The following is a 14243-nucleotide window of genomic DNA, read 5'->3' as shown; positions in this document are numbered from 1 at the left end:
ATGGTAGGAGGATATTTAAAAGATATATTATTATTGGGAAAACACTGGTTTAAATTAAAGTTCGTAATATCATTTGTAGCGGCCCTAATTTTGGCAATAATATTCCTACGCCAAGACAGTGCTGTAATTTCAATATTTATAACTATGCTTTTTCTGAATAGTATTCAGTCACTATTTAATGATGATAATAAATCCGGTTTTTTAGACTTTCTAAATACAACAGGTGTATCTTTCAATAGGATAGTATTTGCACGTTATTTAACGGGTATTTCATTATGTCTTATCTCAAGCATTTTTTCTTTTTTAGTTAATTTAATTATATATGTCTTTTATAAAAATTTGCCTTTAAAATCTTACTTATTTATAGGGCTTTTAACCCTGTGTATTTCTTTAATGTATATGCTTATTTTAATTCCATTTATATACTTGTTCAATCAAAACGGATTAACTATTGCTGTCATATTGATAATTTTGATTGCTTTTATACTCTCCAAAGTTAATCATTCAGCCTTAAAGATTTCAAATTTTTTTCATCAATCTTCTAACCTAAAATTAGGTTTTTATTTTGTGCTTTGTGTTTTATTAACTGCTGGTATTTCTTATATAGTCTCCGTCATTATATGCAAAAAGCGCTTTTATAACTGAAAAAATGATAAAAATGAGGATTCCATAAATGTTATTATTTGAATTAAAAATTACCCTTAATCGAGGCGCTGGAAAATGAATGATCCCGTATTTTTGGCTTTCCTTCCAGGTTTTCAAATTCAATAAAAATAAAAAGGGCATTTTTCTTCAAAAAGGGCATACGTATCCTTCTTTTACAAAATGGGTGTTTTTTTTCAATGCCCTTTGTGAAAAGAAACAATCTTGTGCGGCGTTTTTAGTTTATGGGAGGAAACTGCTCCTGCTTCACGTCGCGTTCCACAACGATGAATTTGCGCAATTCCGGACCAGCTTCTTCTAAAAGTGCATTCCCATCGTTGTTTTACCTATGTTTAATCTGGCAACTGGCCCAGGAAATTGCTGGTATGAATGCTTATTTTCGTAATTTCTGTTGCAACTTTTTGTCTATAAAATAGGCTGCGATAAAAATCGCCGGTATAAACAATAACTTTGGAATAGATATATTTGAAATCCCCGTTTTTTTAATATAGACAAAAACAAAAATGGCGATTAGTACCAGCGTGAACATGGCGGATTTCATTCTCCCACACCCCCATCCGTGTTATTTAAACTTTTTAACTGCCAATTTTCGCTATTTAATTCATGTGTGAAAGACAGGCTTGCTTCCTTTTCATGTGACACAATAACAAACGTTTTTTGCTTACTTTGTGTGATGATGTCAGATAAAACTTTTCTACTGGAAGTGTCCAAGGAATTAAACGGCTCATCCAATAAGACCAATTCTGAAGGGATCGATAAGTTAATGGATAAAAAGATTTTTTGCCGGGTCCCTAATGACAAATTTTTCACTTGCTCATTCTTATAGGCATCAACATCAAACTTTTTACAGTATTCATATACTTGTTTGCTGAATACAGGGCCGTAATGAAATAACAAATTGTAAAATTGAATATTTTGTTCCATTGTTAATTCTTCATAAAATACAGGAGAGTCTCCAACAAATACTCTACGCTTGCGAATGTCTGCAAAACTTAGCTTTTCACCAAAAAACCGCAACTCATAAGACAGATGAGGATCGTCTATAATATTTGCAATGATTTTCAGCAAAGTAGTCTTTCCTGAACCGTTTTTTCCATATAATCTTACAATACTGTTTTGATCTATCTCGATATTTACGTTATTAAATAACCTGGGTTGATTTTCATAACCATAAGTTAAATGCTTTATTGATATCCTTTCCATATCTATTTCACTTCCGTTCATACATGTGATATGTCCGCTTCAATCCATGCAGCAATTACCAATAAAATGGTTGCGAAAAGAAAAATCGATACTAACTTTATAATTTCAACTTTATATCTTAACTCTTGTTCACTTTTAGAATTCAATTTTAAAATGTTAATGCAACGCAGGCTTTCAAAGCCAATTGTTGCAAAAAGCAAAAATGCAATTACTTCTATAATCCCATGTGGGATTATTCCGGTTAATACAGGTTTGAGCCCATGGTTTCTTATAATTGCAAATGAGAAAGCACCTAAAAAAACCCCATTATACCCCAAATATATTATACTAATTACACCCAAACTAATCCAACCTAATACCATGATTTTAAGCCCCAATGTATAATTATGAAGAAACAGGTCAACAAATCTTTGCTCATTTTCGGTATACTTGAAACTTAAAAATTTTGATAAGAATGCTCCGGTTATAAAACTAATACAATAAACGGCTAAAGAAACAAAAAAGTATTTTTTATATGTGGTAATTATATTTTTCATAAATTCTTAAATCCCCGTGTTTAGTTATTTTTTGTTTTAATAAACCTATTGACAGGACTGTTTGATTTTTTTGTAATCCTTGTTGCTGTAAACTACTTGTCCAAAAAGAGTAAAGGCGATAGCCAAGAAGGGGCAGAGCCAATAAATCCCCGAGATAAATTTGAACATCGCTATTATGATCAACCCTAATATTGTAAATTGGGTTACAAGCTTAGATAATACATTATTCGCTGTAGCAATTAAAGAGAATCCATCGAATTCATTCAGCCTGTTAATTTTGGGAGGATTACTTTTGCTAAGTAATAAAACAAAAACGTCATAATTGGTTCTAAGTGAGTATAAAACATATTCGTTTTTTATTGCATAAAAAAATGGAATTAAAATCAAAAAAGATAGACTTTGTTGAAACGAAATAAACAAAGTTGCAATAAAGAACAAAAACAAATGACAAAATAAATATATATTGATCGTTCTTTTTAATAATTCATATTTTGAGAATAGAATACCATTCTTTTTTAACTCATATATTTTAAAAATTTCCATCATAGAACATTCTTGTTCAAGCTTAAAAATTTTTTTGTAGATAAAGCTTGTAGTGCTTATCGCTCCCTTCAGAATGATGTGGAGCTGAAAAAACATAAAAATAAGGGTAACGATGATATTATGAATATAAGGTGCCGAGGCCAATGAAATTCCTGTACTGACAGAAAGTTCTCCCGTGATAAACAGGTCAAAAGGATTGTTCAGTAATTCTTTTGAGTTTGCTTTTAAAGAATAGTAGTCAGCATAGGTATAATAGTGCTCCTTATTCAATGTTTTATATAAAAAACCAAAGAAGGGCGTTTGATAATAAACTTCCTTCGTATCTTTTGAGAAAGCAAAAATGATAATACTAATGATGAATAGCAATACCACGGTTAAAGTAGCCGTGAGAATATGCATATGGCTAACAAACAAGGCTGCATTTTTAAAAATGATAAACAAATTTGAGCTTAGAAGTATTTCTTTTGCTTGATTATTTAAATTTGTGATGGCTTTTAATTTATATCCATAAGTAGATATGTTACGTCTTGATTCATAAATGATTTGCATGAAGATGGAAGCAACGGTATAAACGAAGCAGCATAACAAAGCTTTTGTTGTCAGGTTTAGTACAATACGGAAACCTTTATGATAAGATAACGATTTTCCAAGTAAATGAATACAAAACAGGAGCAGTTCGAACAAAATCACAATCAATATGTACTTCGTTCCCATCCTGTGTAAATAAAAAAACACCCCAAACGGCACGATTTTGGTTAAACTTTGCACCATGCTAACCATCCAGTCGAGCAGTATAACCTTTTTCATTAAATTGTTATTCTTCCCGAGATACCTGCTAAAATGATAGACCAAGTACCTTTCATCTAACATTTTTCTTGTTGTCATAACAGCTTTCACTTGGTCGCCAACAGTCAGAATCAGAGCCACTCCAATAAGAATATTTTTATGGTCCGGTAAAAAGATCCTGTTAAAAATAGAAATTAAAAATACAGATATAAAGACTTCAAACAAAAAACTCAATAGAATGTATTTTTTAGTGCTCTTTATTTTCAGTACCTTTTTTATTAAAAAACCTCGGGTTGAGTATGTATTTATGATATATAGCATAACAAGCCTAAAAATCCCCATAAACATCACTCCACAATAAAAATCAATAAATGTTTTTTAACAGCCAGGACTGTAGATCCTGGCTGTTCCAGTTTTTACCAAGCAATAGCTCTTTTTTTGCCATATTCCTTAGCTAAATGTTTTACTTCTGCAATAAACGCTGTCCATCCCATATCGAGGATTGCATCAACGCCACCTGACATAACTACTGTGACGGCTCCTATTATAGATGCTATAGTACCAGCATGCAATACAGCTGTAACAACACCAGATGCTATTCCTGCAGAAACATGAAACTTAGATGCAACGTGGAATAATCCCATATTATATTCACCTCCCTTTTAAAAGTAGACCCTCGGGATTAGTTACATTTTTAAAATTTAATATTTTTATTATTTTAATTTAACCCGAAGGGCCTATTTTAATAACTTTTATATAAATGTTATGCACATTTATATCATTTATTGCTTGGAAATTATCAATTTGTTCAAGTGTATGTTATTAAAATGTGTGTTTGTTGACAATAGACACATGTGTCCAGTTATACCTGAAAACAGAAGGATGGGTGATGAAGTAAAGCTTTTGGAAAAAGTGTCTGATAGATTTCAGCATATATCTTTAGTGATGCCGAAAAATTTTTCGTTGACAACAGTCAGTAATTTATTAAAATAAAAAGTATCGAAAGATTTTGTGATTGATTTGAATTTTTAATTGTTCGTTTTTTTAATTTGAAATGATAAGCTTGTAAATCAAAACTTGTAAATCAAAAATAGAATACTCAAATCATATGGGGTGGGAGCTGATGGTATATCAAGACAAACAATTTCAATCAGAGGAAATGTTTTTACAAAAAATCATAAATGCCGAAAATGTAGGGGTAGCAGTAAAAACTGCCAGATTAGAAAAGGGTTTGACGCAAAAGGATCTTGCAGGCAACATATTATCCGAAAAAACGGTTCATCGGATTGAAAAAGGTCAAGTACTACCCAGTCTGTTTACCTTTTTTTACATATTGAGCAGACTAGAATTATCAGCTGACAGTTTTTTGTCTCTCTTAAGTGATCTGTTTTTATAATTTTTGCAACTGTTAGTTTAATTGGCCTGGTTTAAAGACACGTCCCAGGATGGCTGAATATGAGCCATTTAACCTAATAAAAGCAGAAAAAAGCCGGCTTAAGGAACGCCGGCCCGGTCCGGTTTTATAGCAGGTGTTCAGGCCCCTCCTGGTTATCCGTGGCGATGACGACAACGCGCCCCTCGTCGAGTACTTTTTCATACTGTACGGCTTCCATCTCCGACAATCCGAGCGACTGCATTTTCGAACGCAGTTCATCCCCTCGCTCCCTGAACAGATTGCCGACCGAATCAATGACTCCTTGTTCTTCCATGCCGACAGATCCCGTTTCCGTTGCGTCGGTTAAATCTTTTGAACGGTCTTTGTCATGCGAGAAAATATAAATATTGTCTTTCGCAAATCCTTCATTTTCAAACTCTGTTATCTTTTTCGTCGCTTCGAGCCCGTTTTCGACCACTTCTACTTTATGCACCTGTCTTCCTCCTTCCGAAAAATGATGATACTGTTTGACATTTATATAACCGCTTCCTGCCGTCCTTAAACAAAGAAAAGTTTTACAGCCGCCGGACAAGGAAACTGATAAAATGAAAGTATAGGAAAGAAAGGGGCTGTAAATAAAATGAAGGACATTTTTAAAAATGATTGGGGCCCGCTTTTAAAGGAGGAATTCCAAAAACCATATTATTTAAAATTGAGGGAGTTCCTCAAAAAAGAATATGCAACACAGCGAATCCATCCTGATATGTTCGATATCTTTAATGCTTTTCACTATACGGCTTATCGGGATGTTAAGGTTGTCCTCCTTGGCCAGGATCCTTACCACGGACCGGGCCAGGCTCACGGGCTTAGTTTTTCAGTAAAGCCGGGGGTGGATATTCCCCCTTCGCTCCGGAATATTTTCAAAGAGCTACATGACGATGTTGGATGCAGGATTCCGCAGCACGGGTGCTTGGTCAGCTGGGCGAAGCAGGGCGTGATGCTGTTAAACACCGTGTTGACTGTCAGGGAAGGGCAGGCCCATTCACACCAAGGAATGGGATGGGAAATTTTTACAGACGAAGTGATCCGGAAAATCAATGCGAAAGAAACACCTGTCATTTTTCTGTTATGGGGAAGGCCTGCGCAGAGCAAAAAAGCGCTGATCGACACCAACAAACATTTTGTTTTAACTGCTGCCCATCCAAGCCCGTTGTCCGCCCATCGCGGTTTTTTCGGGAGCCGTCCGTTTTCAAAAACCAACAATATTTTGCGCAAGTTGGAAGAAAAAGAGATCGACTGGCAGCTGCCGGAACAGGAAAAGATATAAAACGCATTCCATCGCGGAAATCCGACAATGTTCCACGTGAAACATGGCGATTTTTTTGCAAGGTATGACAGCGTTCCGCATTGTTCGGATAATTGTCCTCTGTTAAAATAAATGTAAGCAAACGACAAATGCGGGCCAGCAAAGGAAGGAAACATTGTCAGGACCGGCACCCTGCAGCCATGATGCGATCGGAAGTCATGAACCTAGCGATTACAAATTTCAGGTTGGACGCCTATGCTACAGGGAACGCATCACAGCAGCGGGATGAAAACAAATTTTCAGGCTATATAAAATGAATAAAATATCGCAGTTCTGTTGCCTTCGGAAAAAATGTCATCGTGCAAATGGAACGCGGGCTTGGGGGAAAAACTTATATTCATTGCTCATACTTTTTTGCAGTAGGCAACAGATTTCATTTATTTTATATAGAAATTAAACAGAGGTGCGGAAATGGCCATTACAACGGAAATGCTTTTGGAAAAAATGGAGCAGGAATTGGCAAAGGCAAAACAGGCAATGCCGGCGGAACAATTCAGGGAGCATATCTATGCGGTAAAAGCTTTGTGTGAAGTTTTATTGGAAAGCGGAAAGGCGGTACAGCCAGAAGAGCCATTGCCTGCCAGTCCTTCTGTGCCGAAAACGGTGCTGAAACCGGAGCCGTTGAAAATGGAAGATGGTGCAAACGGAGACTCTATTTTTGATTTTTAATCGCAAACAATTGAAACAAGCGTCCACCAAAGCGGGCGTTCCTGTCTTCTCTGCAGCTTCTTATACGGTTTGTATACCTATCATGGTATCTAGCTTTTTATCATGAACATTTATGTTGACTTGTTTTTAAGCTTCTACAGCGTTTTACATTAAAAAATGGGAGTGCATCGCATGAATATTTTTGTTTTTTTTGGAGCACTGAACGCGTGTATATCTGTTGCGCTCGGGGCTTTTGGGGCCCACGGGTTGAAAGGGATCATGGATCAGAAGTATCTGGATATTTGGGAGACCGGCGTCCGTTATGAAATGTACCATGCGCTCGGGTTGATTGCGATCGGCATTCTTTCCGGCATCCTCAAATCATCCGCACTGCTCAGCTGGTCAGGATGGTTGATGCTGATTGGCATCGTCCTTTTCTCCGGCAGCCTTTATGTTTTAAGCTTAACGAAAATCAGTGTGCTTGGTGCGATTACGCCAATCGGAGGCGTCGCGTTCCTTGCTTCCTGGATACTGCTTGCTATAGCGGCGGTAAAGTGGATGTAAGAAAAAACAGCCCGGTTTCGGAGCTGTTTTTTCTTTCGCTGATCACCGCGGCGGATAGGTTGCCAGCGGCTGACCGGCTTGCGTTGTGCTACCATATGGGTATTCATATTCGATTTCTTCAGAGAAGACAACGTAATCAACATAGACCATCGGGATTAAATAACGCTGCCCGGTTTGCGGATCACTAAGGATGACATGGTCCCGTCCGGCAGCTTCAATAATGCCATTGAACACTTTAGCATTCCATTCCCGGTTGTTTTCAAACGTGGCGTACAGCGTGACCAGTTTTCCTTTATTCAGCCGCAAAATATTTTCAATATACGATTGTTCAAGCGGAAGCTGGCCGGGCAGGTTCTGTGAGGGTGCCTGCGCTTGCTGCCCCCCGGGAACCTGGTACGGCGGATAATATCCTCCGTAATAAGGCTGTGCGGACTGCCGGTAATAATAAGGATATCCGTATACGGGCGGTGTGTAATTGCCGTTTTCCAACTGATTTCCCCCTCCATTTTGCATATCGGTCTGCCCTGGTTTTTGTAAAATGCACAAAAAACAAGGGCATTCACTACATTTATGTGTATGCCGGCCGGAAACGGGTTATGCTTAAGATCTCTCGTGAAAAAATCCTTCCAGCAGGCTGGAAGGATTTTTCTTAACCAATATGCAAATAGGAGGTTAACCGTTCTTCGTCAAGCAGGCTGCCGACATAGAACGGGCCGAATTCTCCGTACCTTGCGCTGGCTTCGTCAAACCGCATTTCATAGACGATTTTTTTAAACTGCAGGGCATCATCGGATAATAAAGCCACACCCCATTCGTAGTCGTCAAGCCCGGTGGAACCGAGAATATATTGTTTTACCTTGCCGGCATATTTGCGGCCGATCAATCCGTGGCTTTTCATTAACTCCTTGCGTTCCTCCATTGGCAGCATGTACCAGTTGTCATTGCCTTCGCGCCGTTTATCCATCGGGTAGAAACAGAAGTATTTGGATTTCGGCAATGTCGGGTAGAGGCGCTCGCGGACACGCGGATTTTCATACGCAGACTCGTCCGCTTTCCCGCCGCGCACATAGTTGCTCAGTTCATTTACACCGATGTACGAATATGCCGGAATGGTAAAATCAGCAATCCTTAATTTATTAAAGGCTGTTTCAATTTCTTCGAGGTCTTCCAGGGCCGGCCGCATCGTCCATAAAACAAAGTCGGCTTTCTGGCCGGTGATGGTATATAAAGCATAAGCCCCTTCGTGTTTGCTTTGGATGGCATCCAGTTGCTGAAGAAATTGCCGGAATTCTTTCACCGTAGCATCCCTTTCCTCGGCAGGCAGCGCCTTCCAGCCCGCCCAGTCGAGAGAACGGAAATCATGCAGTGAGTACCAGCCGTCCAGTGTTTCTGCTGCTTCGCTCATTTTTTTCCCTCCAAATGTTTTTCTCTTCCCTTACTATAACACAGGTTAGAAAAGGGAAAAAATATTACGGCTACCGCGAAATTGTCTAAAAGAAGCCTTCTTTTGCCTTTGATTTTCCGGAAAAATGGATTATCCTTAAAATGGATACCGTAAACGAGGAGTGTTGAGCGTGAGTACATTTTTTGACGGGATAAAAGAAAAAGTGCGGGGACATAACAAAACGATTGTTTTTCCGGAAAGTTCGGATGAAAGGGTTTTAACAGCCGTCTCCCGGTTTGCAGCCGATGAAGTACTCCGGCCGGTTTTAATCGGGAACAAGGATAAAATTCAGGCAAAAGCCCAGGCCATCGGTGTTTCTGTCAAGGGCGTTACAGTGTATGACCCGGAAGACTATGCCGGTTTTGAAGAAATGGTGCAGGCTTTTGTGGAACGAAGAAAAGGCAAAGCGACGGAGGAAGATGCGCGCCAAATTTTAAAAGACGTCAATTATTTCGGCACCATGCTCGTCTATTTGAAAAAAGCGGACGGTCTGGTAAGCGGTGCCATCCATTCAACGGCAGATACAGTCCGGCCGGCATTGCAGATCATTAAAACAAAACCGGGCGTGAAAAAAGTTTCTGGCGTTTTCATTATGGTGAGGGGCGAAGAGAAATTTGTTTTCGCCGATTGTGCAATCAATATTTCACCGGACAGCCAAGACTTGGCGGAAACGGCCGTGGAGAGCGCGAAAACTGCCCGGACATTTGATATTGAACCGAGGATTGCAATGCTGAGCTTTTCAACAAAAGGTTCCGCCCATTCCGATGAGACGGAGAAAGTGGCGCAGGCAGTCCGATTGGCTAAAGAGCGCGATCCGGAGCTTGTCATGGACGGCGAGATGCAGTTTGATGCCGCGTATGTGCCGGCTGTGGCGCAAAAGAAAGCGCCGGATTCCGTGATTCAGGGGAATGCAACTGTGTTTATTTTTCCAAATCTGGATGCGGGGAATATCGGTTATAAAATGGCCCAGCGTCTTGGCGGTTTTGAAGCAGTCGGTCCGATTTTGCAAGGGCTGAATGCGCCTGTCAACGATTTGTCGCGCGGCTGCAATGCGGAAGATGTTTATCATTTGGCTTTGATTTCCGCAGCACAAAGTTTGTAAGGGAGTTGCCAGGCTTCCGGCTGTTGAATGGACAGCGGTGGGAGGAGAACTAAAAAAGAGGCTTATATAAGTTGAACAAACCAATATTATTTTTTCAGTGTTGCCAGAATCAATGTCTAACCTGATTGTAATGAATTTTGGACGCGAAAAACTTAAGTTCATTTTATTTAGGTTTTTTTCCTGGAAAGCAGCCTTCTTATCTCAACCCTATACTGAATCCCTTATATGTTTGAACCGGCTGAATCTGAACCGTGACAGCAGTCTTGTCGGTTGGTTGGACAGCATTTGTAGAAGGGCGTGTTGATTTTTTGGGAGGTGTCCGGCTGACAAATTACCGGTAATGTCTGCGTCTGGCTGCTTTGTGATTTTTTTAACAAAAACGAAAAAAGGGTGTACCGATGTGCAAAGAATGGGTACGAACGGAAAAGGGAAGTAAAGCTGTGGGACATTGCGGGGGAAAATGACCTTGGTATGTGGCCGAGGCTCTTCTTTTCCAGCTTGCACACCAGGGCTTAGAATGCTCGCCTTTTTTGGTTTGGCTTTTGGATGATGCCAAACCTTTTTTCTGGTTTATACGGCATGCTGGGCGGAGCCATTTTATAATGGAAGATTTTGGGGAGAAAAGGAGGTTGGGCTGAATTTGATGGCACCCGGAATTGGAGTGCGGCCGGGCAGTTTTTATGGGTTCAGCCCCATTGTAAAGGGATTTCGGCCGCAGCTTTTTGGTAGTCAATCCGTCATGATATGATAGTAGTAAAATAAATGGGGGAAAGATCAACATGGAAGAAGCGCTGCAATTGCTGAAGCAGCCCGAGTGGCGGGTGATGGACCAGTCCGGGTTGGGCCCGCAGTTTGAAGCGGCCCAGTCATTTGCGATGGACGACACATTGTGCACCGCTGTCGGGGCAAATGCATCCCCGGCTGTTGTCCGGACATGGGTGCATCACGACACCGTCAGCCTTGGCATTCAGGATACAAAATTGCCCTTTTTTGAGGAGGGGCTTGCTGTTCTTAAAAATAGAGGGTTCCGGTATATTGTCCGTAATTCGGGCGGGCTTGCCGTTGTATTGGATACAGGCGTGCTGAACATTTCGCTTGTGGTGCCGGATACGGAAAAGGGAATGGATATCAACCGTGGTTACGAAGCGATGTGGAAGCTGGTCCAAATGATGTTTTCGGATTTTCCCGTTGTGATTGAAGCAGGGGAAATAGCAGGCTCGTACTGCCCGGGGAGCTATGATTTGAGCATTGGCGGGAAAAAATTCGCCGGCATCTCCCAGCGGCGGGTCAGGAGAGGGGTGGCCGTCCAGATTTATTTGTGTGTGACGGGAAGCGGCGCCGACAGGGCAGAACTCGTTCGGGATTTTTATGAGCGGGCAAAACAGGGTGCGGAGACAAAGTTGCAATACCCATGTGTCCGTCCTGAAGTGATGGCTTCTTTGGCGGAGCTTTTACAGGAAACACTCACGGTTCAGGATGTGTTCATGCGGCTTTTGCAAACGCTGAAGACGTTGGGGGGCCGGCTTGTGTCCCGTCCGCTTTCGGAACAGGAAACGGAATGGTACGGCAAATATTATGAACGCATGCTGGAAAGAAACGCACGGTTTTTGTGAAGAATGAACGATCAAGGGCCACCTGCTGATCTGAGGAAAGACATTTTTGAAACGTGGCCGGTTGCCTGCTGTCTTTCATGTGCGAGATGAAGGACAATTTGGGGTCGTGATGATTGTGATTTGTCTTTCATGGAGTGGATGAAAGACATTTGGAGCCGGTAATGACTTTGATTTGTCCTTCATGAAGTGGATGAAGGACATTTTAAAGTGATGGTAGCCTGTTTTTGTCTTTCATCTGGCGCATGAAGGACAATTTGGGGTTGTGGCGACTTTATTTTGTCCTTCATGGGGCAGATGAAAGACATTTGGGCTCTGTGATGTCTTTGATTTGTCCTTCATTGGGTGAATGAAGGACATTTTAGGGTTATGGTGAGTTTGTTTTGTCCTTCATTGGGCAGATGAAAGACATTTGGGGTCTGTAATGTCTTTGATTTGTCCTTCATCGGGTGAATGAAGGACATTTTAGGGTTATGGCGAGTTTGTTTTGTCCTTCATGGAGCGGATGAAAGACATTTGGGGTCGGAGATGGTCTCTGTTTTGTCCTTCATAAAGTGGATGAAAGACATTTTGAAGCGCGGCTGGTTGGCAATTGTCTTTCATGTACAAGATGAAGGACATTTTAAAGCGGTGGCAATCATTTTTTGTCTTTCATCGGACGAATGAAGGACATTTTGGGGTTGAGGCGATTGTGTTTTGTCTTTCATAAAACGAATGAAAGACATTTTTAAGACGTGGCTCCAAAAAGACACTTGGGCGGCGACCAAACTTTCCTTTTAGGAGCGTTTCAAAAAGACAAAAGATGCTGGGGAAACGTGCCAATTGTCCTTTAGAGCGTTTCAAAAAGCCAAAAGACACCTAGGCAGCGTCCAAATTGTCTTTTAGAGCATCTCAAAAAGACGAAATGCACCTGGAAATCATCCAAACTGTCCTTTAGAACGTTCCAAAAAGCCAAAAGAAACCTAGGCAGCGTTCAAATTGTCTTTTAGAACATCTCAAAAAGCCAAAAGACACCTTGGTAGCGTCCAAACTGTCTTTTAGAGCATCTCAAAAAGCCAAAATGCACCTGGAAATCATCCAAACTGTCCTTTAGAACGTTTCAAAAAGACAAAAGGTGCTTGGGGAACGTGCCAATTGTCCTTTAGAGCGTCTCAAAAAGCCAAAAGACACCTTGACAGCGTCCAAACTGTCTTTTAGAACATCTCAAAAAGCCAAAAAGCGCCTGTGAATCAAACAAACTGTCCTTTAGAACATCTTAAAAGCCAAAAGGCACCTAGGGAACGTCCCAATTATCCTTTCATGCAACAAAAGCCGGGAGATTGCCGCCTTGCACGCCAAACACCCATTGAGCATGCATCGCCCAATGGGTGTTTGTGTTTACTCGCCCGAAACTTATTCTGCCAGCTTTTCGAGATTGCCGTTGCGGTCCATTTTAAATTTGGTTGCCCCGGTTTCGTCTTCTTCGAAAAGGACGTATTTTCTCGCGCGGTTCATGATTTTCATCAAGGTTTCGTAGTCTTCCTGCATGGTAACCGAACCTTCTTCGAGCTCTTGGACACGTTTTTTCAATTCTTCCGTTTCCTTTTTCAATTCCTGGTTTTCGTGCTTCAATCTTGCATTCTCACTTTTTAAAATCGTGCTTTGGAATTGCGTATTGTTCAAGTATTGCAGATAGCTGATGACCTTGACAAGGCTCATATCCCCGTTGCTTTCGGTCGGCTGTGAAACTTGCGGGCTGCCGTTTTCAGCTTCTTCCCCGTCCGGAGCCGGTTGTTCTGGAAATTCAGCAAGCGGCATTTCGCCAATTTCCTCGAGTGTTGGAACCGGCGGCTGGTACAGCAGTTTCTTTTTCCCGCCCTGGTCTTTTCCAAGCAGGCGCTGGCGTTGTTTGCGCTGTTTTTTTGCAAGCTGCAGCGCCTGTTCGTAGTTATGGCGGACAACCGCATTCCAGCGGAAACCGCAGGCGGCGGATGTACGGTTCAGCTTATCGCCGACTTCCTCAAATGCATTCAGCTGCGTGCTTCCTTCGCGCACGTGGCGGAGCACTGTTTCCGCCAGCAACAAATCATCTTCTTCGCTCCACGCATCTTGACGTGATTTCATTCTCATTACCCCCAAATGTAAATTTTTTGTTTGTACTAAGAGAATGGACAAAAAACACGCAATTTATACCAATATGGTAAAAAAATAATAGAATTTTAGCGCACAAACGGATTTTTGCTTGTAGCAACACAGTTGGGGGGCACACACGGGAAGCCAAAAAGCCCATTAAGATTGCCTAGGCAAGGATTCTGGTGGCTTTAAATGCAAAGGTTTTAAAAAATGCAGCCATTGCAACCTGATGCAGCAGATAGAAAGGGCAGCATCCCGCATTTTCGCAGATGCGCCCTTTTATTGGGATTT

General features: G+C 41.0%; 16 protein-coding genes. 7 read left to right on the top strand and 9 right to left on the bottom strand.

Annotated features, from left to right (window positions below; genetic code table 11):
* On the top strand, positions 1-645 hold the full coding sequence (locus NST70_RS16620) for an ABC-2 transporter permease (RefSeq protein WP_035190076.1): 645 nt from the start codon (positions 1-3) through the stop codon (positions 643-645).
* Positions 646-1036: 391 nt separating this feature from the next.
* Here the strand turns inward: NST70_RS16620 and NST70_RS16615 are convergent, their stop codons facing one another.
* From NST70_RS16615 to NST70_RS16595, 5 genes are all read right to left on the bottom strand, one after another.
* Positions 1037-1204 carry a hypothetical protein gene (locus tag NST70_RS16615; RefSeq protein WP_013860793.1) on the bottom strand — a complete coding sequence of 56 codons (168 nt, stop codon included), beginning with the start codon at positions 1202-1204 and terminating at the stop codon, positions 1037-1039.
* Positions 1201-1866, bottom strand: coding sequence for an ABC transporter ATP-binding protein (locus tag NST70_RS16610; RefSeq protein ID WP_013860792.1), 666 nt, complete (start codon positions 1864-1866; stop codon positions 1201-1203). The genes NST70_RS16615 and NST70_RS16610 overlap by 4 nt, the downstream gene beginning before the upstream one ends.
* Before the next feature lie 17 nt (positions 1867-1883).
* Positions 1884-2402, bottom strand: a complete 519-nt coding sequence (locus tag NST70_RS16605) for a stage II sporulation protein M (RefSeq protein WP_017550353.1) — start codon at positions 2400-2402, stop codon at positions 1884-1886.
* A 45-nt stretch (positions 2403-2447) separates the two neighbouring features.
* Positions 2448-4073: a hypothetical protein gene (locus NST70_RS16600; RefSeq protein WP_013860791.1), complete on the bottom strand. Its 1626-nt coding sequence runs from the start codon at positions 4071-4073 to the stop codon at positions 2448-2450.
* Between the two features lie 74 nt (positions 4074-4147).
* On the bottom strand, positions 4148-4375 hold the full coding sequence (locus NST70_RS16595) for an uberolysin/carnocyclin family circular bacteriocin (RefSeq protein ID WP_017550351.1): 228 nt from the start codon (positions 4373-4375) through the stop codon (positions 4148-4150).
* A gap of 479 nt (positions 4376-4854) precedes the next feature.
* Between NST70_RS16595 and NST70_RS16590 the strand changes: the two genes are divergently transcribed.
* Complete coding sequence (locus tag NST70_RS16590) at positions 4855-5127, top strand: helix-turn-helix transcriptional regulator (RefSeq protein WP_017550349.1); 273 nt, start codon at positions 4855-4857, stop codon at positions 5125-5127.
* 124 nt (positions 5128-5251) lie between these two features.
* Here NST70_RS16590 and NST70_RS16585 read toward each other — a convergent pair whose 3' ends face one another.
* A complete protein-coding gene (locus NST70_RS16585; protein ID WP_013860790.1) occupies positions 5252-5599 on the bottom strand; it encodes a general stress protein in 348 nt (115 codons plus the stop codon).
* A 147-nt stretch (positions 5600-5746) separates the two neighbouring features.
* Between NST70_RS16585 and NST70_RS16580 the strand changes: the two genes are divergently transcribed.
* The 3 genes from NST70_RS16580 (at position 5747) to NST70_RS16570 (ending at position 7684) form a co-directional block, all read left to right on the top strand.
* Complete coding sequence (locus tag NST70_RS16580) at positions 5747-6433, top strand: uracil-DNA glycosylase (protein WP_014096709.1); 687 nt, start codon at positions 5747-5749, stop codon at positions 6431-6433.
* Positions 6434-6883: 450 nt separating this feature from the next.
* A complete protein-coding gene (locus NST70_RS16575) occupies positions 6884-7141 on the top strand; it encodes a YwdI family protein (protein WP_014096710.1) in 258 nt (85 codons plus the stop codon).
* A 171-nt stretch (positions 7142-7312) separates the two neighbouring features.
* Entirely contained in the window at positions 7313-7684 is a 372-nt protein-coding gene (locus tag NST70_RS16570; protein WP_014096711.1) for a DUF423 domain-containing protein, read from the top strand.
* Positions 7685-7726: 42 nt separating this feature from the next.
* Here the strand turns inward: NST70_RS16570 and gerQ are convergent, their stop codons facing one another.
* Entirely contained in the window at positions 7727-8173 is a 447-nt protein-coding gene (gene gerQ, locus NST70_RS16565) for a spore coat protein GerQ (protein ID WP_014096712.1), read from the bottom strand.
* 160 nt (positions 8174-8333) lie between these two features.
* Positions 8334-9089, bottom strand: a complete 756-nt coding sequence (hemQ, locus tag NST70_RS16560; protein ID WP_014096713.1) for a hydrogen peroxide-dependent heme synthase — start codon at positions 9087-9089, stop codon at positions 8334-8336.
* 169 nt (positions 9090-9258) lie between these two features.
* On the opposite strand from hemQ, the gene pta reads away from it, so the two are divergent.
* Both pta and NST70_RS16550 read left to right on the top strand, forming a co-directional pair.
* A complete protein-coding gene (gene pta, locus NST70_RS16555; protein ID WP_035183186.1) occupies positions 9259-10230 on the top strand; it encodes a phosphate acetyltransferase in 972 nt (323 codons plus the stop codon).
* Between the two features lie 779 nt (positions 10231-11009).
* Positions 11010-11843: a lipoate--protein ligase family protein gene (locus NST70_RS16550; protein WP_035183189.1), complete on the top strand. Its 834-nt coding sequence runs from the start codon at positions 11010-11012 to the stop codon at positions 11841-11843.
* 1389 nt (positions 11844-13232) lie between these two features.
* On the opposite strand, the gene NST70_RS16545 is transcribed toward NST70_RS16550, so the two are convergent.
* The gene (locus tag NST70_RS16545) at positions 13233-13943 is read right to left on the bottom strand and encodes an RsfA family transcriptional regulator (RefSeq protein ID WP_017550339.1); all 711 of its coding nucleotides are present in this window, start codon (positions 13941-13943) and stop codon (positions 13233-13235) included.
* Positions 13944-14243 lie beyond the last annotated feature (300 nt).

It is taken from the genome of Weizmannia sp. FSL K6-0777 (genome assembly GCF_038593185.1).
Lineage (GTDB): Bacteria > Bacillota > Bacilli > Bacillales > Bacillaceae_C > Weizmannia > Weizmannia faecalis.
This window is presented reverse-complemented; position numbering and strand designations above follow the sequence as displayed.